This is a genomic window from Petrimonas mucosa (assembly GCF_900095795.1).
Classification (GTDB): Bacteria; Bacteroidota; Bacteroidia; order Bacteroidales; family Dysgonomonadaceae; genus Petrimonas; species Petrimonas mucosa.
In genome coordinates this window covers 1,174,270-1,193,626 of record NZ_LT608328.1, presented here as the reverse complement: position 1 = coordinate 1,193,626, position 19,357 = coordinate 1,174,270, and the positions used below count along the sequence as shown (strand labels likewise).

General features: G+C 51.1%; 12 protein-coding genes and 1 pseudogene. 9 read left to right on the top strand and 4 right to left on the bottom strand.

What is annotated here, in order from left to right; all coding sequences use genetic code 11:
- Window positions 1-12: 12 nt before the first annotated feature.
- The gene (locus ING2E5A_RS04725; RefSeq protein ID WP_071136414.1) at window positions 13-945 is read right to left on the bottom strand and encodes an endonuclease/exonuclease/phosphatase family protein; all 933 of its coding nucleotides are present in this window, start codon (window positions 943-945) and stop codon (window positions 13-15) included.
- A 615-nt stretch (window positions 946-1,560) separates the two neighbouring features.
- On the opposite strand from ING2E5A_RS04725, the gene ING2E5A_RS04720 reads away from it, so the two are divergent.
- The 6 genes from ING2E5A_RS04720 to ING2E5A_RS04695 all read left to right on the top strand — a co-directional run bounded on the left by ING2E5A_RS04720 (window position 1,561) and on the right by ING2E5A_RS04695 (window position 13,941).
- Complete coding sequence (locus ING2E5A_RS04720; RefSeq protein WP_154670033.1) at window positions 1,561-3,714, top strand: HEAT repeat domain-containing protein; 2,154 nt, start codon at window positions 1,561-1,563, stop codon at window positions 3,712-3,714.
- A gap of 51 nt (window positions 3,715-3,765) precedes the next feature.
- On the top strand, window positions 3,766-6,654 hold the full coding sequence (locus tag ING2E5A_RS04715) for a TonB-dependent receptor (protein ID WP_071136412.1): 2,889 nt from the start codon (window positions 3,766-3,768) through the stop codon (window positions 6,652-6,654).
- Window positions 6,655-6,720: 66 nt separating this feature from the next.
- A complete protein-coding gene (locus tag ING2E5A_RS04710) occupies window positions 6,721-7,938 on the top strand; it encodes a DUF4876 domain-containing protein (RefSeq protein WP_071136411.1) in 1,218 nt (405 codons plus the stop codon).
- Between the two features lie 17 nt (window positions 7,939-7,955).
- Window positions 7,956-9,515 carry a DUF6850 family outer membrane beta-barrel protein gene (locus tag ING2E5A_RS04705; protein ID WP_071136410.1) on the top strand — a complete coding sequence of 520 codons (1,560 nt, stop codon included), beginning with the start codon at window positions 7,956-7,958 and terminating at the stop codon, window positions 9,513-9,515.
- Window positions 9,516-9,529: 14 nt separating this feature from the next.
- Window positions 9,530-11,692, top strand: coding sequence for a HEAT repeat domain-containing protein (locus tag ING2E5A_RS04700; protein WP_071136409.1), 2,163 nt, complete (start codon window positions 9,530-9,532; stop codon window positions 11,690-11,692).
- 11 nt (window positions 11,693-11,703) lie between these two features.
- Window positions 11,704-13,941 (top strand): HEAT repeat domain-containing protein, encoded by a 2,238-nt coding sequence (locus ING2E5A_RS04695; protein WP_071136408.1) that lies wholly within the window; start codon window positions 11,704-11,706, stop codon window positions 13,939-13,941.
- A gap of 5 nt (window positions 13,942-13,946) precedes the next feature.
- Here ING2E5A_RS04695 and ING2E5A_RS04690 read toward each other — a convergent pair whose 3' ends face one another.
- Window positions 13,947-14,534 carry a hypothetical protein gene (locus ING2E5A_RS04690; protein ID WP_071136407.1) on the bottom strand — a complete coding sequence of 196 codons (588 nt, stop codon included), beginning with the start codon at window positions 14,532-14,534 and terminating at the stop codon, window positions 13,947-13,949.
- Between the two features lie 264 nt (window positions 14,535-14,798).
- Here ING2E5A_RS04690 and ING2E5A_RS04685 point away from each other — a divergent pair, with 264 nt between their 5' ends.
- A complete protein-coding gene (locus ING2E5A_RS04685) occupies window positions 14,799-15,077 on the top strand; it encodes an MBL fold metallo-hydrolase (protein WP_071136406.1) in 279 nt (92 codons plus the stop codon).
- A 136-nt stretch (window positions 15,078-15,213) separates the two neighbouring features.
- On the opposite strand, the gene ING2E5A_RS04680 is transcribed toward ING2E5A_RS04685, so the two are convergent.
- Together ING2E5A_RS04680 and ING2E5A_RS04675 are read right to left on the bottom strand one after the other, a co-directional pair.
- Window positions 15,214-16,821 carry an IS1634 family transposase gene (locus ING2E5A_RS04680; RefSeq protein ID WP_071136405.1) on the bottom strand — a complete coding sequence of 536 codons (1,608 nt, stop codon included), beginning with the start codon at window positions 16,819-16,821 and terminating at the stop codon, window positions 15,214-15,216.
- Between the two features lie 138 nt (window positions 16,822-16,959).
- A pseudogene (locus tag ING2E5A_RS04675) lies at window positions 16,960-17,802 on the bottom strand (IS30 family transposase); the annotation flags it as partial.
- A 337-nt stretch (window positions 17,803-18,139) separates the two neighbouring features.
- Here ING2E5A_RS04675 and ING2E5A_RS15580 point away from each other — a divergent pair.
- Both ING2E5A_RS15580 and ING2E5A_RS04670 read left to right on the top strand, forming a co-directional pair.
- Window positions 18,140-18,376 carry a DUF4372 domain-containing protein gene (locus ING2E5A_RS15580; protein WP_197678524.1) on the top strand — a complete coding sequence of 79 codons (237 nt, stop codon included), beginning with the start codon at window positions 18,140-18,142 and terminating at the stop codon, window positions 18,374-18,376.
- A gap of 27 nt (window positions 18,377-18,403) precedes the next feature.
- Window positions 18,404-19,354: an IS4 family transposase gene (locus ING2E5A_RS04670; RefSeq protein WP_197678523.1), complete on the top strand. Its 951-nt coding sequence runs from the start codon at window positions 18,404-18,406 to the stop codon at window positions 19,352-19,354.
- Window positions 19,355-19,357 lie beyond the last annotated feature (3 nt).

The window sequence follows — 19,357 nt, the reverse complement described above, 5'->3', positions numbered from 1 at the left end:
AATGTTTTATTTTCAGTTGATGATAATTTTCGAAACGATCGGGAAATGGTCGGAGGGAAAACGGTATTTTCCATAAAAATCGGTAATGACACCAAAATTGAGCACCCTTATCGGGTTGCTGACAAAAATATAATCGATTCTTCTGCTACGGGGAGCTGCAGGGAGTGCGTTGCCGGAGTTCTCGCCAGCCCTCTGCTGTGCCTGTGCCACGGCAAGTGAGTCGATCCGGCGTTCCCGTTCGGGATTATATTGAAATCCACCGGTCGTCCTATCTGGACCATAGGGCGGCGTTTCCGATACTTTATATGTATCACGCAGCAAGGTCTCCAGTGTAGCTATCTGTTCGGTATCGGGAGTCGAATTCATGTCGCCCACCAAAATTACCGGCATATCTGCCGCAATCTCCCCAATTTTTGCCACCATGAGTTTTGCCGACTCACGACGGGCCACAGCTCCCAAGTTATCGAAATGGACACTGAAAAAGTAGAACTCCTTTTTAGTTGTCAAGTCGCGAAACCTGCCCCATGAACAGATCCGTTTGTTCACTCTCGAATCCCAGCCGATGGTAGGTTTGTCCGGAGTCTCGCTTAACCAGAAATCACCTGAATCGAGCAGCTTGAACCGCTCTCTCTTGTAGAAGATGGCGCAATGTTCGCCCGCCGATTCTCCGTCATCGCGGCCTTTACCGTACCATGCATACTGGTCGAGCTCCGCTACATCCTTTACCTGGTTGATCATACCCTCCTGAATCCCGAAAATATCGAAATCGTGGAACCGGATCAAGGCTTTGACATGCTCCTTGCGGTTAGACCAGACATTCTCCCCGTCGTTCGGATTATCATAGCGGATGTTATAGGAGGCGACAACCACCGGAATGCTCTTTGGGGCACACCCTGACATCAGGAAACCCAAAAAAAGTATCGAGATCAACTGTAAGCTTTTCATATTATAACATTTTTACAGGTTTGGACAATTTTTCATCGCCCATCGAGCCGCTGTTGACAGAGAAGCTTGTTTGGTAGGTCACCCCGAAAAAGAATCAACTCGGACTCAAAAATACACATTTTTTCATCAACCTCAAATTCTAAATCCCAAGATCTTCCTCATCGTTTCATACCCTGCCTACACCATGATTTTCGATCTGCCACGGTTTTTCCAGACCATGAAAAGCGCCAGAGATCCTTTGCTGCAATCATCGACAATCATCGAATAAAAAAATAAAAAAAATTATGGTTGAAGATGCAACTACAAAAAAAAAATTTCTAAATTTGCAGTGTCAAACCATAACGGCGCACTCTTCTAACGGTTAGGAAAATTGTTTCTCAGGCAATGAATAGCGGTTCGATTCCGCTGTGCGCTACAACACTATTCTGGAACGCTTCCCGCAACATGAATTGTCGGGAAGCGTTTTTCATTCTCTCCTACCTGAACTTATGCTCGTTGAATATCAACCATTTTTCAAGAAGAGCAACATTTTATTCAAAAATCCGCATTATTCTTTTTAAAAATAAACTATATTTGCACTATGTATTAACACCTATCAGCAAAAAGCGATAAAAAATGAAAATTTGTAAGATTGTTTTAGCCCTATCACTATTGATGGCTTCGTCTCATGTTTCACCACAAAGTCATCAGAGACTATTCGCCATTGTGGTCGACCCTGCTGTCAGCGAAAACTGTGGAGCATCTATCGATGCATATGCCAGATCGATTCGAGCCGATGGACTGGAGACTCTGATCATTGTGGACAAATGGCATGTTCCCGACTCCATTCGGGTTCAACTGCAACAACTATATCTCAACAATCACCTGGAAGGGGCCGTATTCATTGGCGACATTCCTGTACCGATGATACGTGACGCACAACATCTGACCACCGCCTTCAAGATGGATCAGCGACGTCCCTGGGATCAATCCTCCATACCTTCAGACCGGTTCTACGACGATTTCGACCTGCAGTTCGAATATCTCAAACAGGACTCATTGCAACCGCTCCTCCATTACTATAGTCTCTCGCCCAAGGGAGCCCAGACGGTAAAAAGTGAAATTTATACCGCAAGAATAAAACCTCCCAAATATGAAGGTAAAAGCCGGTTCGACCTGATCAGCACTTTTCTTGAGAAAGCCGTCAGGGAGAAAGCTTCAGCGCGTCGAATCTCCCAGATCACCTATTTTGCCGGAAATGGATACCACTCCAATAGTCTGGCAGCACGTATCGATGAGCGATTCTCGCTTACGAATCAATTTTCCGTCTTGACGAACGGGAAGGGTAAGCTCAACTACATCGACCATACTTACGATGAATTTATAAAGGGTCGACTCATGGCCGAACTGGAGAGGGAGGATCTCGATCTGGCCATCCTGCATCACCACGGTGCGGAAGACACGCAATATCTCAATGCCAGTCCCTATTCCATCATGGCGGACAAATGGCTGGAAATGGCCCGCAAGTTCTTCCGGGGCAAGATCCGTAACGCAAAAGATACCACCGCTTCCAAACAGTATTACATCGAGAAGTACAACGTGCCGGAATCCTGGGTCAACAATGCGTTCGATCCGGCAGTCATGCTGAAGGACAGTCTTGCGGACGCCGCTATGGATATCCATATTGATGACCTGAAAAATTTCACCCCGGCAGCCCGCTTCATCATGCTCGACGCCTGCTTCAACGGCTCCTTCCACCTGGAGGATTACATCAGTGGGCACTACATCTTCAACCCCGGGCATACGGTTGTGGTCAAGGCCAACTCGGTGAATACGCTTCAGGACATCTGGAGCAACCAGTTGATCGGATTGCTGGAGTTGGGGGTAAGTGTGGGTAACTGGGCAAAAGAGCAGTTCACCCTGGAATCGCACCTGATTGGCGACCCTACCTATATGTATGCTGCCAGCAGAGAGGGAGGCGACAAACTCAACTTTGCGATGGCACACAAAAAGGATGATACCGGTTACTGGAAAAAACTGCTGAAGGATAAGCATCCGGAGGTGAGAGCTTTGGCCATGAAGCGGTTGGCTGCCAAAGGAGCCATATCTCCCGAGCAGCTCTTCTCGATCCAAAGAAGCGACTCCTCGCCTACAGCAAGGCTGATGGCCTACCGCCTCATTAAAAAAAGTGAAGATAATCTGGCCATATCCTCCATCCTTGCGGGGCTCCGCGACGATTACGAACTGCTGAATCGCTTCGCTGCCATCGACGCTTCCGAGAACCAATCTCCCCAACTTCTGGATGAGTTAATCGGCATGTGGATAGCGCCGGGAACCTCACAGCGGGTCAGTTACCAGGTGAAGGGTGCAGTTGAACTTTATGAGAAGGAGGCGGCTCTAGCCGCTTACGACAAAGCACTGGAGGGAAAGCAGGGAATCTGGTACGATGAGCGGAGAGCCGAAAGAGGCAATTTTGAACGGATCCTCATCTCCAAGGAGAGCGACATGAAAGGGCTGCTCGATCCGGCAACAGAAACGCGCAACAATCGTTTCACCATCACCGCACTTCGCAACTCCCAACAGGCTGCCTACCTCGACACCCTTTTCCGTTTCATGAGGGAGTCTCACGATCAGACCCTGAGACAGCTGTTGGCCGAAGCTTTGGGCTGGTACACCCAATCCTGGAGAAAACAGGAGATCATAGACTTCTGCAAGTCACAGATCGAAGTGGAAAAGGATGATCTGGTGAAACGGGAGCTGCAACGCACCCTCCGCCGACTTACCGATTGATATTTCTCCATTTTTTGTAATCACATTATTAAGAAATTAAGAAGATAACGTATGAACAGTGATCAGCATCTCAAATTCATCACTTCGAGGAGGAGACCTCTTCTTTTCGGGATAGCCATATTGGGGTTGTGGATGGTTACTACAACGCAGTTGATGGCTCAGGAGACAACCGCTTCCTTGAGAGGCCGGGTAACGGAGTTGAACAATCCCTCCGTACCAGTTGAGTTTGCCACGGTGCAAGTGCTGCCGCAAGGGGCTGCCACCGCGACCAATAGCAGGGGAGAATTCTTTTTCGACAAGTTATCGCCCGGGCGGATAAACATAAGGATCGATTTCCTGGGAATGGAACCGATCGATACCACCTTCACGCTGGCTGCCGGGCAAAACCTGTCTCTTTCACTCCAGATGCAGGAGAGTACCTTCCGTCTCACCGAAATCACGGTGGTGGCCAAGGAGAGCAAAGCGGGTAGAGCCACAGCCTCCACCATCTCACGACAGGCGATGGACCACCTGCAAACCAGTTCATTGAGCGATATCATGCAACTGCTTCCGGGCGGAGTCACCTCCTACCAGAGCGGACTGGCTACGGCCAAGACCTTCAATATTCGTAGTCTGGGAGCCAATCCGGTTAACCAGGGCGTACCGATACCCACCGATGCAGCCAACATGAACAGTATGGGTACCGCTATCGTGATCGATGGAGCTCCCCTATCCAACAACGCCAACCTGCAAACCCTCTCGCCCGCCATCAGCGGCAGTGGTGCTGCTATTGGCGGTGGCTCGTCACCCAACTCCGGGCTGGATATCCGCAGTATCTCCACCGACAATATCGAGTCGGTAGAAGTAATCAGAGGTATCCCTTCGGTGGAGCATGGCGATCTCACCTCCGGCGCTGTGATTATCAGATCGAAAGCCGGACGTGAGCCACTTACTGTACGCCTGAAGACAGATCCCTACATCTACCAGGCCTCCGTCAGCAAGGGAGTGAATCTGGGCAAAGAGAGAGGAAACCTGAATATAAGCGGTGATTATGCCTACAGCATAAAGGATGCCAAGGAGTCATATGCCTATTATCAGCGTGCAACAGCCCGGAGCATCTATTCCAACCAGTTCAACAAGCTTTTCAGCACCACCTCGCTCGATCTCTCACTCGGCAAGGATACCCGCGAGAAGAATCCCGACGATGCCCGCAGCCAACTGGAGACCGGAGCTCGCGACCTTGGCCTGCGCCTCAACACCAACGGAACCCTCAACATCCGAAAGGGATGGCTGAACAACGTGAAGTATACCCTCTCGGGCAGCTACCGCGACAAGCACTCCTACCAGAAAGAGTTGCTGGGCAATGCATTCGCTGCCTATTCGATGTCGAAAACCGACAAGGCGGTCCTAAGCAACCGACCTGGACAGCAAGTATTTGACGACCAAGGAAATGAACTGACCAATATTCCTCCTTCGGAAAAAGATCTTATTGCCACCTACCTCCCCAACGAATACTACAGCCAATACGACATCTACGGCAAGGAGGTAAATATCTTCGCCAACCTGAATGCCACTTTAACCAAGAGCGTGGGCAATATCAATAACCGGATCCTGGTCGGAGCCAACTTCAAGAGCGACGGCAACCTGGGCGATGGCAAGGTATATGACCCCAACAATCCGCCATATAGAGTGCTCAGTTCTGAGAACTCTTCACCCCGTCCCAGAAAATATTCCGAGATACCTTTTATCAACCAGTTGTCGCTCTATGCCGAAGAGAATCTCAACTGGATCATGGGTAAACATGAGCTGATGGTTCAGGCGGGTGCCCGCTACGACCTGGTCAACGGAAAGAGCATCGTCACACCCCGCTCCAACCTCTCATTCGACATCTTGCCGCAGAAGCTGTGGCTGAGAGGAGGATACGGCATTACCGCCAAGGCCCCGACGGCCCTCTACCTCTATCCTGAAAATGCCTACTTCGACCTGGTACACTTCAATACGCTCAACTCCTCATCCGTACCCCAGGATGAACAACTTTTCCTGGCCACTACCCGGGTTTTCAACACCGAGAACCGCGATCTGAAAATCGCGGCAAACCGGAAAGCGGAGATCGGACTCGACCTGATGGTGAAAAAGATGCGATTCTCGGTCACCGCATACGACGAGCAGTTGAAAAATGGATATAATTTGGCTACCACCATCGACTCCTACAGGCTGCTCGAATATATCATCTACGAACAGGCGGAGGCCAACCCTGGCACCATCCCCACCCTGAAGGAGAAGGAGCGTCACAATATTTTTGTCTCCTTTGCCACACCCACCAACGACGGACGGTCGCATAACCGGGGCGTGGAATTCGATTTCGACTTCGGCAGGATCAACGCCATCCGGACCTCCTTCGTACTGAACGGAGCCTATATGCGGTCGACCGATTGGAACGACGGCCACTCCTTCAGCAACCAGAAGAACCTGAACAACCTGGAACGGAACGTCGGCATCTACGAGAAGGGGGCAGAGAAATATGAGCGGGAGCGCTTCACCACCACCCTCAGGGCCACCCACAACATCCCCTCAATTGGGTTTGTGGTGACCACCACTGCACAGGTGAGCTGGCTGAACAAGTACTGGACCACCTACGGAAACGACTCCATTCTGGTATCCTATATCTCGCGTGTAGATGGCTCAGTAAAGCCTTTCAATGAATCGATGTATAATGATCCCGAATTTGCCTATCTCAAACAAGTAAGGAGTCCCACCCGTTTTATCACGGAGTCCTATTTCCCCGTGCTGCTGATCAACTTCCATCTGACCAAGGAGATTGGCCGCAACCTGAAGGCCAGTTTCTACGCCAACAACATGTTCAACAACAGACCGCTCTATGAGAGTAAACGTACACCTGGCTCATTCACACGGTTAAATATTCCCCTCTACTTCGGCTTTGAACTGGCACTCCAGTTGTAGGGAGGAGTGGAATTTCCCAGCGCGATTTACAACCATAGATAGAAAAGATTAAAATCCGAAAATCATATGAAGAAGAAAATCAACAGATACAGTCTCTTCCTACTGCTGACACTGCTACTCTCTTGCGAGCAGTTTCAGAGTGTCTCCGATGCGGAGAAGATGGTTCCGTTGCGCGCCACCATTGAGGTGAATCTCAACGTGGGCGATGCGCCGATACCCGACCAGTTACAGGTAAAGCTGGTCAATTTTGCCGAACGATATGAGCTCTCCACCACCATGACACCCAATCAGCCGGTCACTGTAGAGAATATCATCCCTGGCATCTACACCGTAACGGTGAGTGCCGCGAAAAGCGAAGATGGATTTTCGTACAATTACAACGGAAATGTGGTGAACGTGGGGATAACAAAGGATATGGAAACCATCACTGTGGAGGTGGGGGCAGCCAAGTCCGGCGCACTCCTTTTCAAGGAGGTCTACTACTGCGGATCGAGAACCCCCAGCGGCGGCTCCTATTTCCGCGACCAGTTTTATGAGATCTACAACAACAGCGATCTCGAGCAGAATGTCCGCGGCCTGGCCATTGCCATCATCAATCCCCTAACCGCCACTGCAAATATGCCTGTATATGATGGTCCCGATGCCGACAAGTACGTCTATGCCCTGCAGATCTGGCAGGTACCAGACACGGCCGATTTTCCACTTCAGCCGGGCGAATCGATCATTATCGCCCAGATGGCTGATGACCACAGGAAGGAGAACCTCAACCCCTCCGCACCCGTCAACCTGCTGAGTGCCGAATTTGAGACACTGGTACAGACCACCTCGCTGATCCAGGATAACCCGGCCATCAACATGAAGATGGCCTTCTGGCCCTCGCCCGTCGCACAGTGGCTGACCACCGTCTTCGGAGGAGCATTCATACTCTTCGTGCCCTCCGAACCGATCGATCCCAACAGTCCAACCGAAGTGGTGAGCCCGGTAGGAACCACGACAAAGACCTACAGAGTACCGATCGAATCGGTGGTGGACGCACTGGAGAATGTAGGCAACCCCAACCAGATGGAACTGAAACGGATGCCCGCCATCCTGGATGCCGGTGCAGCTACCGTCAACGGCACCTACCTTGGAGTAAGCGTGGCCAGAAAAGTGAAGGAGACACATCCCGACGGACGTGTGATCCTGCAGGATACCAACAACAGCACCGACGACTTTGAGGTGATGGATCCGCCAATGATCAGGCGCTACGACGCTAAAGCCCCCGCCTGGAACACCTGGAAATAGCAAAAAGAGGAACGATTATGAAGAGAAATAACATACAATACATCAAAGGGCTGTTGCTGGCGGCTGTAGCCCTTCAGTTGGCCCCCTGCATCAAGGCCCAAGTATCACCACTCACCATAGAACTGAGCAAGGCTCGCTCCACATGGTTGGAGAGCGACAACGGTGCCGGTATCGGCCTCGACAGCCTCGGTAAATACGGCCTCCTGGAGGCTGGTTACCAGACAACCGACGGAACCTTCAAGAGGGTGCAACAGGGAGAAAAGGAGCGACAACTCGATGTGGTCACCGAGGGTGGTCAACAGATCGGTGGCATCTATGCCTGGGGCCGGTTTGCCTATGCTAACGAAACCGAGAAGGATACCCGTTTCAATACGGCGATGCTCGATCCTTACCGGGGAGTACCTTACTATCCGGTAGATCCCAACCCGAGTGAATGGAAAAAGCAGCATTACAACCTGCAGATGAAGGTATCATCCCGCCCACTGGCCAATCACTATCTGCTGGGTATACAGGCTGCATATAAAGCGGAGACGGGAGCCAAGCAGATGGATCCCCGTTCGGAGCTCTACCTCTATTCCATTAACGTGAAGCCGGGTATCGCTGGCATCTTCGGATCCCATCGTGTGGGTATAAATCTGGAGTACGAGAACATGATCCAGGAGACCCGGGCACATAGCAACAGTGACACCCAAGTAAACCAGAATGTGTTCGTGATGCGGGGATTGGGGAATCACTATACTGCCGTGATCGGCGGTCTGCAATCGCTGGGTAGCTTTATCTACGATGCCAACAAGGTGGGTTTCGGCCTGCAGTACGGTTGGCAACAGCAAGCTTTTCGCCTTTTTGCCGAGGGTGGCTACGGCTACCGTGTGGAAGAGGCGGTGAGGGATATCACCAAACCCCGCAAGGAGGGTACCATACGTCAGCAGGTGCTCTATGGACATGCAGCACTGCTGCACGAGGGGGTCAACCTGAACAGGGTAGACTTCATCTACCGCAGTAGCCGGACAGATGGCATCGAGTTTGTACAGGTGCTGGACAACAGTTATGAAGTACAACAGTGGGTGGATCTCTACAGCAGCATCCGCTCTACCTATCGGCGCGACAGCTACCGCCTGTCGTACGACCTCTTCCGCAACGCGGTTCGGGAGTACAGCTGGAAAGCAGGTATATATGCACTCTACACCGTAACGGACGACAACTATATCATGCCAGCCTCATACCTGAAGATCAGTGATCTCTACCTGGGAGCAGATGCTAAATTCAATCTTTCCACAGGTGGAAACTCCCGTTGGGTGCTGGGTGCCGACCTCGTCCGGAAAATGAACCGGAAAGGGGAGTATCACTATGGTGGTGTCGACCCCGGATCGATCGTCATTACCGATTTCATGAATCCCGAGGCAGACTATTTGAAACAGGACTACTATAAGGTGGGAGCCTCCATCAGCTATTTTACCGGCCTTTTAGCCCAAAGGGGCGGCGGTGCCTACGTGAAAGTGACTGCCGATTATTATAAACCGACCGAAAGTGATGATACAAGGCTGATTGCCCGCTTAGGTATTGGGCTCACCTTTTGATAATTAAATTGAATATGGTTCGAAAATTGATATTTCTGACAGCTTTTTCCTTGCTGCTCACTTACGGGGTAGAAGCTGCAGGCAAAGGTTTTGCCATCGTGGTGGATCAATCCACCTATACCGCCTGCAAGGCGGAGATCGATGCCTACAGCACACTCCTGGAACGGGAAGGCTTTTCGCCATCACTCCTTTCCGGGGAGTGGAAACAGCCCGATGAGCTGAGGCAACAGCTGCACCATCTCTATCTACATCATCAGCTGGAAGGAGCGATCTTGATCGGACAGATTCCGGTACCGATGATCCGCGATGCGCAGCATCTCACTTCCGCCTTCAAGATGGATCAGGAGCGGTTCCCCAAACGTGACTCGTCGGTACCTTCCGACCGCTTTTACGACGATTTCGACCTACGGTTCGACGACCTCGGAAGTGATGAGGAGGAGCCGCTGCTCCACTACTATTCACTGCGGGGAGACTCTCCCCAGTATATCCAGAGTGATATCTACAGCGGGCGACTGAAACCGACGCGACAGGGAGAAGAGGGGTATCAACAGATACGAAGCTATTTCCGGAAACTACTTCTCGAACGGGAGCAGCAGAATCCGCTCGATGTGGTTGTCGCCTATACTGGCGAGGGTTCCTTCTCAAACAGCCTTACTGCATGGCGCAACCAGGGGATGATGATGCGGGAGCAGATTCCGGCCGCCTTCCGCAACAAAAGTTCCGCAAAGTTTCTCTTTTTCAACATGTACCCCTATATGAAGGAGCTGGTAACCGAGCAACTTCGACGGATGGATTTGGACCTGATGCTTTTCCACGAGCATGGAACGCCCGACAGGCAATACCTTACAGCACTGCCGCATACCAAGGAGAGCGAGGAGCAGATGGAGGCGGGACGACGCCTCTTCCGGCAGGCTCTCCGTCGTGCCGGGGATGTCCAGCAGCAGGAAAAACTGAAACAGACCTGGATGGAGCTTTACCGGATAGATACTCTCTGGTTTGCAGGGGCAGATGATCCGAAACAGCGGGTAGCCGATTCGCTTCTCGATCTGCAGACCGGCATCGTCCTGGACGATGTGCCGCTCATCTCGCCCAATGCCCGGATGGTGATCTTCGACGCCTGCTACAATGGTGATTTCCGTGAAGAGCGCTATATAGCCGGCGAGTACATCTTCGCCGACGGCAAGACGCTGGCCACCTTCGCCAACAGTGTCAACGTATTGCAGGACAAGAGTTCAACCGACCTGTTGGGTCTGCTGGGACTTGGTTTTCGGATAGGTGAATGGGCCCGCGAGATCAACATCCTGGAGTCACACATCATTGGAGACCCCACCTTCCGTTTTGCAGGCGATGTTGCCGATCAGGTAGACCTTCGCACTACAGACACTGCCTACTGGCTGGCATTATACAACAAAGCAGATCATCCCGATCTGAAGGGACTGGCGCTGCATAAACTTTCCGACCTGGGGTATCCCGGGATGGCTGAATTTCTTACCAAAGCCTATAACGAGTCGCCCTACTACTCGGTACGGCTGCAGGCTTTTCTACTGCTCCAGCTCTACGGCGGTGACCATTTTGCACAACTGCTGGAGAAGTCGATTAATGACCCCTACGAGTTTATCCGTCGCAAATCGGTATATGCCATGGGCGCCATCGGTTCCGACCACTTTATTCCCTATCTGGTGAAAATCTACCTCGACAATTATCTTGATGAACGGGTCCATTTCAATGTCACCTTCACCTTCGACCGGATGGATTTCGATGCGATGGAAGCAGAGATGAAACGACAGCTTGATCAGAACATCTCCTATCCAGACAAAGAAAAGGTATGGGAAGAGTTCCAACACATCTTCGCCTCCCGCAAGCGGATAGCGGCGATGGCCAACGACGTCACCAACAGGGAGAAGCCGTTGAAGAGCAGAATATCTGCAGCAAGAATGCTGCGCAATAACAACTACCACAAGCAGGTGGGTGATTATCTCCAGGTGCTGACCGATACGAGTGAAGATGCTTCGTTGCGCGTGGCGCTTGCCGAAGCACTCGGCTGGTTCAACAACTCCTACCGCAGGGAGGAGATCGTGGCCGCACTCAGGGAGGTGGCCGCACAACCGCAAGCCTCTCAACAATTGAGCAATGAGATCAACAAGAGTATTGCGCGATTAGAACATTTTATGCAATAGCGAACATCTATATGAAGAAGATCAAAACCATAGCCATATTCTACCTGCTTGCCACCCTCCTTACCATGGCGGCAGACCGGATCATACCCGAAAGCGGGAAGTTCGAGAGCCGCTTTCTGGTTGTTATCGACTCCAGGAGCTTTGAGGAGGCCACCGAGGAGGTGATGGCCTACAAGGCTGTTCTGGAGGAGGAGGGACTGGGAGTTGTCATCATGATCGGCAACTGGGACAATCCCTTGAAGTTGCGGGAGGAGATCAGGCAGATCTACCGCCGGAAACCGGTGATGGAGGGGGCCGTCTTTGTTGGCGACATCCCCGTAGTGCGTCTGCGTAACTTTCAGCATGGCACCACCGCCTTCAAGATGAACGAGAAGGAGTTTCCCATTGAGGAGTCGTCGGTAACCAGCGATCGTTTCTACGATGATCTGGATCTGGAGTTCCGTTTTCTCAGCATTGACGAGAAAAATCCCCGCCATTTCTATTACGAGTTGACTGAAAGCTCACCACAGGTAGTACAGAGTGAATTCTACTCCGCCCGCATGCTCCCACCCGTCGATATGGGAGAGGATGTCTACGAGCTGCTGAGGCGATATCTTCGCAAGGTGGTGGAGGCCCACCGAGAGGTCAATTATGCCGACAGGGTCCGGTTTTTCAACGGCCACGGATACAACTCAGACTGCCTCACTACCTGGCACAACCAGCAGTTTGCAATCAAGGAGCTGTTCCCCGGCGCATTCCGTACGGCCGAGGGCAACGCCTTCTACAACTTCAGGCAGGCCCCCTTCATGAAATACAAGCTCTTTGAGCGACTACAGTCGCCCGGGACCGACATCTTTGTATTCCACGAACATGGCGCCTTCGACACCCAGTATATCAACGGCCCGTATCCTGCTCCCAATCTGCTGGGCATGGGACGTGAGGGAACAACGGGTCCCCTGGAAATTCTCTCGGCTTCGCTCCGGAACAGTTATCGTCGTTACAGCGGTGAACGGAGAGAGACATTTGCGAAGCGGGTATTGAGCGAATATGCCCTGTTGCCCGACTTCTTCTCGTCCGAACGGCTCGACAGTACCCGTGTGGGCGACTCGCTACTGGCTGCCGACATCAACATTGTGCTTGCCGATATCCGGAAACTGCAGCCCCAACCCCGCATCACCATCTTCGATGCCTGTTATAACGGCTCCTTCCACCAACCGGGTTATGTGGCCGGCTATCATATCTTCACCGACGGCAAGACGGTGGTGACACAAGGCAACACCGTCAATGTGCTTCAGGACAAATGGTCGATGGAGCTGATAGGCATGCTGGCCGAAGGAGCACGTATCGGATTCTGGCAGCGGGAGCTCCAGTGGATCGAGTCACACCTGATAGGCGATCCCACCTACCGGCTCCTCCCGGCCACCGATGGTGGTGATCCGTTGGCCTTGAGCCGGAAACTGAACCGCGACCTGGCCTTGAACCGCCACAAGAGCAAGGTATGGCAGGAGTACCTGCAGAGTGACAACCCCAACCTGCAGGCAATTGCCCTGAAGATGCTCTCCTACAGCTCACCCAAAGGATATCCAGAACTGCTGCTTCGCCATCTGAAAGAAAACCCCTACTACAGTGTCCGGATGCAGGCATTGCAACGGATTCTTTACTCTTCCGGCAACTATCTCACCGAGGCGTTGTTGCTGGCATTGGATGACCCCTATGAACTGATCCGCCGTAACGGTGCCCGTTTTGCCGGTTATCACGGCGATGATCGACTGATCGCCCCTTTGGTGGAGACAGTGCTCTTCGCAGATGAAAGTCAACGGGTTCAGTATGCTGCACAGGGATCACTCCCGATGTTCAACCTGGAGAAGATCCGGGAGGAGATTGCCCGCCAGACGGTTGCCTCAAACCTGACACAACCCGATGAGGTTGCAGGGAAGATGACCAGCTATTTTGAGGGGCAGGCGAAACGGTACGACCGCTCTCTGACTGTGATACAGGACAAGGAGGCTGCGCCGAAAGATCGGATCTCAGCCATCCGGATGTTGCGCAACTACAACAACCACCAGCAGGTTTCCGCTCTCCTGACGGTACTGAAGGATCAGAACGATGATACTGAAGTAAGGATTGTCCTGGCCGAGGCGTTGGGCTGGTTCCGTTGGAGCATCGAGCGGGATGCAATCGTACAGGCTTTAAAGGAGGTTGGCAGAAACAGGGCGACTCCACAGGAGCTGCGTAATGAGATTGAACAGTCGCTGATCAGGCTGAAATAGACCCTCTACGGCATCCACTCCAATATACCAGGCACGGGATTCTCATGTCTGTAACGGAGCAGCTCGTCGTAACTTCTTACCCCCCCGGTGATGACTGCGCGGTAATATTCAATACCCATGATCTTCTCATTGTCTGGAGTCTCAAATTTCAGTCGCAATATCGTATTACGCTGCTCTTCGGTCAGCACGGCCAAAATTCGGTCGCTCACCACCTCAAAATAACCATCGTAGCGGGAACCTTTTACGATATGGATCATGTCGATATGCCACATTTTGCCATCAAGGTCTTCATACCAAGCATGCCATTCTAGACAGGCATCTTCAACGTTAAGCAGATTGGCATATTCAATCCTCCTGATGGAGGGATGCTCTGCCAGTCTGGCTATTGCTGCGAAGCTATCGGATACACGAAGGGAATCTGTATAGATATGCATATCAATATCACAATGTTTCACCATCAGATTCAACTTCAGCGATCCTACAATGTTAACGGTAGCTCCTACCGACTCCCAGATGCCGATGAGATCGGTATCCCGGATAATCTCCCAGGCACGCTGCCGGTTTCTTTCCGATAACTCCAATATCTCTTTCACAGATTCTTTTATTTGGATCGCGAAGTTACAATTTTCTCGGTGATATGTCATAAGATTCCAGACAAGAAGAGTTCAAATGAAGCGGCGAGATCGCCGGAGTTCTCTGCATCATCCAACATCTTGAAGAACTGAAGTGAAGGAGTGGGAAAACAGTCGTCTCTTCCACCTGCTTGCCGGTCCCGATCTGGAAGAGCTGGAACAGGTAAGCAGGGGAAGAACGGATATTGTCGGGATAACAAAAGAGTAGTTATCTTTGCGTTCAGGATGAGAATAGATATTTTAGATATAAGCTTTGAGCATGATGGTACATCGCAGGCCATATATCCTGTTATTATTCAGGATAAAGAAAATATGCTCCTGGTTGATGCAGGGTATCCTCATCAGATTGAACTGTTTGAGGAGGCATCAAAACAGAATGAGATCAAACTGGATAAGCTAACACATATCATCATAACGCATCACGATTTTGATCATACTGGATCGTTAGCGGAGTTTAAAAGGAGATATCCGGCAGAGTCAAGCAGCAAGTGCAATTTACATTAATTGTTTGTAAAACTCAACTTTGGGTGTGTTAAAGTCCAATTTTTTCCTCGGTCTTTCATTCAGCCTGTGCTGTATCCGCTTCAATCTGTCGGGTGGATAGTTCTTGACCGAAAATCCCGTGCTTTTGTAACCATATTTACAGCTCTCTTCCCGATGTTCTTTCCTTACCCTTGAAGGTGTATGGTATCTCCAGGAGGTCGAAGACTAGTCGCTGAGCCGCGGTGGGTGTGGAGTACACATCCTTGTATTTTCCCTCGAAGTGAACCCTTGCATAAGTTTCCACCTTGCGCAACATATCTTGTTCAGACCAGTGTTTGCGTTTCTTCTTGTCAATCTGGCCCACCATTTTTCGTAACCTTGCAAGGATGATCAGAGAGATGAAGGTCACGAAAATTTTACCCTTGATCGTCTGCTCGCTATGGTTCTTCAGGCGTCTCAAGTCCAGGAGATTCTTCTCATCATCGAAGTACAATTCCACACCGTTTCTCTCCCGGTATTGTTCCAGTGCCTGAACCGCCGTTTTGGCTGAGGTAGAGATCAGTACCCAGTAACAACTGTCACTGTTGATGAACTCCTGTATCGCCTCATCGTTATAATTCACCGACCGGCCCCGAACGGGGGTCTCCTTGACGATGAAGTAACGCTCATACATCGTCCGGTGTGATTCTACAAGCTTGTCTGCTTCCAGCTCATCTTTCAAAGCCCTTAGCTTTTGCATGAAAGAGGCTATGATCTTGTCTTTTCTCGCGGGGTCAAAATACAGGTGATACCAGGTTCTGCCATGAGCAGAGGTAGTCTTGTAGATGGTCTTCCCGTACATGATACTCCCATTTTGCTCGATCAGGTTCCCCGGGCGCACAAGTGTGTCGCGATGTTCCGCGATCAATTTCTTTTGCCATGCGACATTGGACGGCACCGGGATGGTGAACTTGTAGCCCTCGCGTGACAACAGCTCAAGGTTGTAGTCACTATAAAAACCGCGATCACCCACGAAGGTAAACCTTGGGACTTCCATCTTCTTCATCATCGACAACACCTGATCCAGGATCACCTTGTCGGACATGCTCCCGGGGAGCACCTGGTACCACATAGGCAGCCCGCTCCCACACGAGGTCAGCAGTGCCAGGTTGATTTGCTCGAGGTTTTCCCTATCCCTGTTGTACCCGTACTCCGCGTAAGGGTTTCGTTTGCCGTAGGTACTCACGCTGGTCAAATCGAATAGCTGGCTCCCTTTTTCCGCGTGTTCCCCCGCCCAGAGTTGAAAGAACGTGCTCACCTTGTCTTGCTTCAATCTCTCGAGCAATTCGGATACCCTTTGTGAACTCAACCCCATATTCCCCAAACCGCGCTGCTCCAACCAGTCTTCCGCGTTGCTCAATGCCTTCCCCCGACATATCTGGTAGTAAGACAACGCGATGATCTTGCGGGCATCATTTTCCCCGAAGCTCTCGGTCAAAACGCGTGAAACACCAGTATCCCGGGTCACCTTGTCAAGTATCATCGTCTCTCCAACGAATGTGGTGTTGGATACCTCGTTGGGCTTCTTTACCTCTGCGGCTAGTTGATGCATCTTTTCCCGGTTCCTATAGTAAGTGTTGTAAATAGCCTCACCATCTGCCCCCTTCTTGCCAATACAGGTGCGCTTGTGCGTTGAGTAACCCTTTTCCCTGTCCCAGTATGACTCATCCTCGTAGAGATATACCGTTCCATTCTTCGCCTTGATCTCGATGACCCTTTTTCCCATGACAATGAATCTTCAATATGGTTACAAATGTAACCATATTGTTTGAGAAAAACAAGGGTTTTCCAAAATATTTTCACTATTTATCAGTAAATTACGTGTGATTGACAATAATCTGGTTAGAAAAAAGCGGGAATTTCAGTTCTTGAAGGACGCCCCCTTGAGGATGTATTGCCGGATGAGCTTGTTCGCGTTTTCGATCGATCCTTTTTGCCATGCCGAATAGGGGTCGGTGAAGTACACCGGGGCTTCCAGCATCTCCGTGATCCGTTCGTGCGCCGCGAACTCCAAGCCGTTGTCCGTGGTGATCGTCCTTATCACGTCCTTGTAGGGTAGCAACATGCGGCACAGCACCTTGGCCAACCCTTTCGAGTCCCTTCCGCGGGGCAGTTCCCCGATCATCACGAGGTTCGTCTTCCTTTCCGTCACCGTCAGTATCGCCTCCGACTGGTCGGCCCCTATCATCGTGTCCATCTCGAAGTCGCCGAAGCGCTTCCCGTCGGCCTCCACGGGCCTTTCCCGGATGCTCCTGCGGTTGGGGATGCCTCTAACGGAGCCCACCGGTCTCTTGCGGTGCTTGAGCCTGTGACGGCAATGCTTGTAAAGGTCGCCCCCGGCCTTCTTGTCCTCCCGGATCCACTTGTAGATGGTCTCGTGGGAGACCCGGATATTCTCCTTCTTTCTCAGGTGTCCGCTGATTTGCCCGGGCGACCAGTCCTTGCGCACGAGCCGGATCACCTTTTGTTTGATCCATTCCGGGGTGGACCGGTTGCCGGGCAGGCGTTCCCTTCTCTCCATCGCCATCTCGTGGGCCAGTCGCCACGAGTAGCCCCCGCGCTTGTCCTTGTTGCGCTGCAACTCCCTGGACACCGCTGAAGGACTGACACCTATCAAGCTCGCGATCGTCCGCTGGGTGTCACCGTTTTCTAAACCTAAATAAATCGCGTACCTTTGTTCTGAAGTTAACTGTTTGTATTTTTTCATAAGCAACATAATAGTTAATTTTAGGGAGACTTCGGTCTCCTTTTTCTTTTATGTTGCTGTCCGACTCTCTTCGGGGGCTTGCGCGCCCCCGGCCGTTAGGCAAACCCCCCCGGTGTTTTTCATGATTGTTGTGAAGAATCATTTCAAAAAACAACACGTGGATGTTGCACTTCTAAGTTGAACTTAGGCCCCAGATCAAAGTAATGGCATCCGATATTGAAAAAAGATATCACTGTTGTCCGATAAAACTTTTTTCTGAAGAAGTACGAGGGCAAATCTGAGTTTGCCCATCGTACTAATAATTGTAGCTTTGTATTTAGCACAAAACAAGACTACAATGAACAAAAGTACTTATTTTTTCGGACAATCGGTTTTCGGACAGCTCATATCTATGATAGATTCAGGAATCATCGCTCGAAACAGCAAACGCCACAAGGCTGATCATTACGTGAAACGTTTCATGGCCAAGGATCACCTCATAAGCATGTTATTTTGTGTTTTCGCCAAATGCTCCTCCCTGCGAGAGGTGGCGGGCGCAATGCTCGGTCTTTCAGGCAAGACCAGGCATTTCTAACTCGGCCACATACCCTACAGGAGCACATTGTCGGACGCCAACAAGCGCCGGAGTGTTGATTTCTTCTCGGGCGTGTATCACGATTTGCTCCGCGAGTATCAACACGTGATCTCGGACACCCGGTTCAAGGCCGTGTTGAACAAGCAGGTCGAGATCTTCGACAGCACGGTCATCAGCTTGTTTCAGGACATCCTGAAGTGCGTCGGCAGAACACCCTCTAACGGTAAACGCAAAGGGGGGATCAAGGTGCACACCGTCATCAATGTGGACGAGCCCGTTCCCAAGATGGTATGGTTCACGTCCGCCGCCACGCACGACCACGCGCTGTTGAAGAAACTCAGCCCCGACGACAACACCATTTACGTCTTCGACAAGGGATACAACGACTACAAGGCCTTCAAGCTGTTCGGCAAGAAGGGGGCCGGCTTCGTCACCCGCATCAAGGACGACGCCGTTTACAAGGTGGAACAAGAGCTTCACGTTGAAGAATGCATTCATAGCGGCGTGCTGGAGGACACCATCATAGAGGTGACCGTCAAGGAGGACAATGGGCAGGGCAAGCTGATGTTGCGCAAGGTGGTGTTCTACGACAGGGTGTTGAAACGCAAGTTCGAGTTCCTCACCAACCTGTTCGACCTTCGTCCCGACATGATAGCCGCCCTTTACAAGATTAGATGGCAAATTGAATTGCTGTTCAGTCAGTTAAAAGGTAACTTCCCCTTGAAGTACTTCCTCGGGGACAACGAGAACGCGATAAAAACACAGATATATTGCGCCTTGATCGTGAACCTCTTGCTCACGGTTGTTCAAAAGCGGTTGAAACGGCGCTGGGCATTCTCGAACCTGGTATCATTTTGCAGGATACACCTGTTCAATTACTTGCATTTGATGAGATTTTTAGAAAATCCGGAACGAGACTGGCAACGGGATGACAAGAATTTAGGGATGCTCACCCTTTTCAGGGGGGCTTACTTTTGAGAA

What these genes read in the sequence shown, in the direction of transcription:
- ING2E5A_RS04695 (WP_071136408.1), top strand. Translation starts at nt 11,704, where the DNA reads ATGAAGAAGATCAAAACCATAGCCATATTCTACCTGCTTGCCACCCTC.
- ING2E5A_RS04720 (WP_154670033.1), top strand. Translation starts at nt 1,561, where the DNA reads ATGAAAATTTGTAAGATTGTTTTAGCCCTATCACTATTGATGGCTTCG.
- ING2E5A_RS04685 (WP_071136406.1), top strand. Translation starts at nt 14,799, where the DNA reads ATGAGAATAGATATTTTAGATATAAGCTTTGAGCATGATGGTACATCG.
- ING2E5A_RS04715 (WP_071136412.1), top strand. Translation starts at nt 3,766, where the DNA reads ATGAACAGTGATCAGCATCTCAAATTCATCACTTCGAGGAGGAGACCT.
- ING2E5A_RS04725 (WP_071136414.1), bottom strand. Translation starts at nt 945, where the DNA reads ATGAAAAGCTTACAGTTGATCTCGATACTTTTTTTGGGTTTCCTGATG.
- ING2E5A_RS04705 (WP_071136410.1), top strand. Translation starts at nt 7,956, where the DNA reads ATGAAGAGAAATAACATACAATACATCAAAGGGCTGTTGCTGGCGGCT.
- ING2E5A_RS04710 (WP_071136411.1), top strand. Translation starts at nt 6,721, where the DNA reads ATGAAGAAGAAAATCAACAGATACAGTCTCTTCCTACTGCTGACACTG.
- ING2E5A_RS15580 (WP_197678524.1), top strand. Translation starts at nt 18,140, where the DNA reads ATGAACAAAAGTACTTATTTTTTCGGACAATCGGTTTTCGGACAGCTC.
- ING2E5A_RS04680 (WP_071136405.1), bottom strand. Translation starts at nt 16,821, where the DNA reads ATGGGAAAAAGGGTCATCGAGATCAAGGCGAAGAATGGAACGGTATAT.
- ING2E5A_RS04700 (WP_071136409.1), top strand. Translation starts at nt 9,530, where the DNA reads ATGGTTCGAAAATTGATATTTCTGACAGCTTTTTCCTTGCTGCTCACT.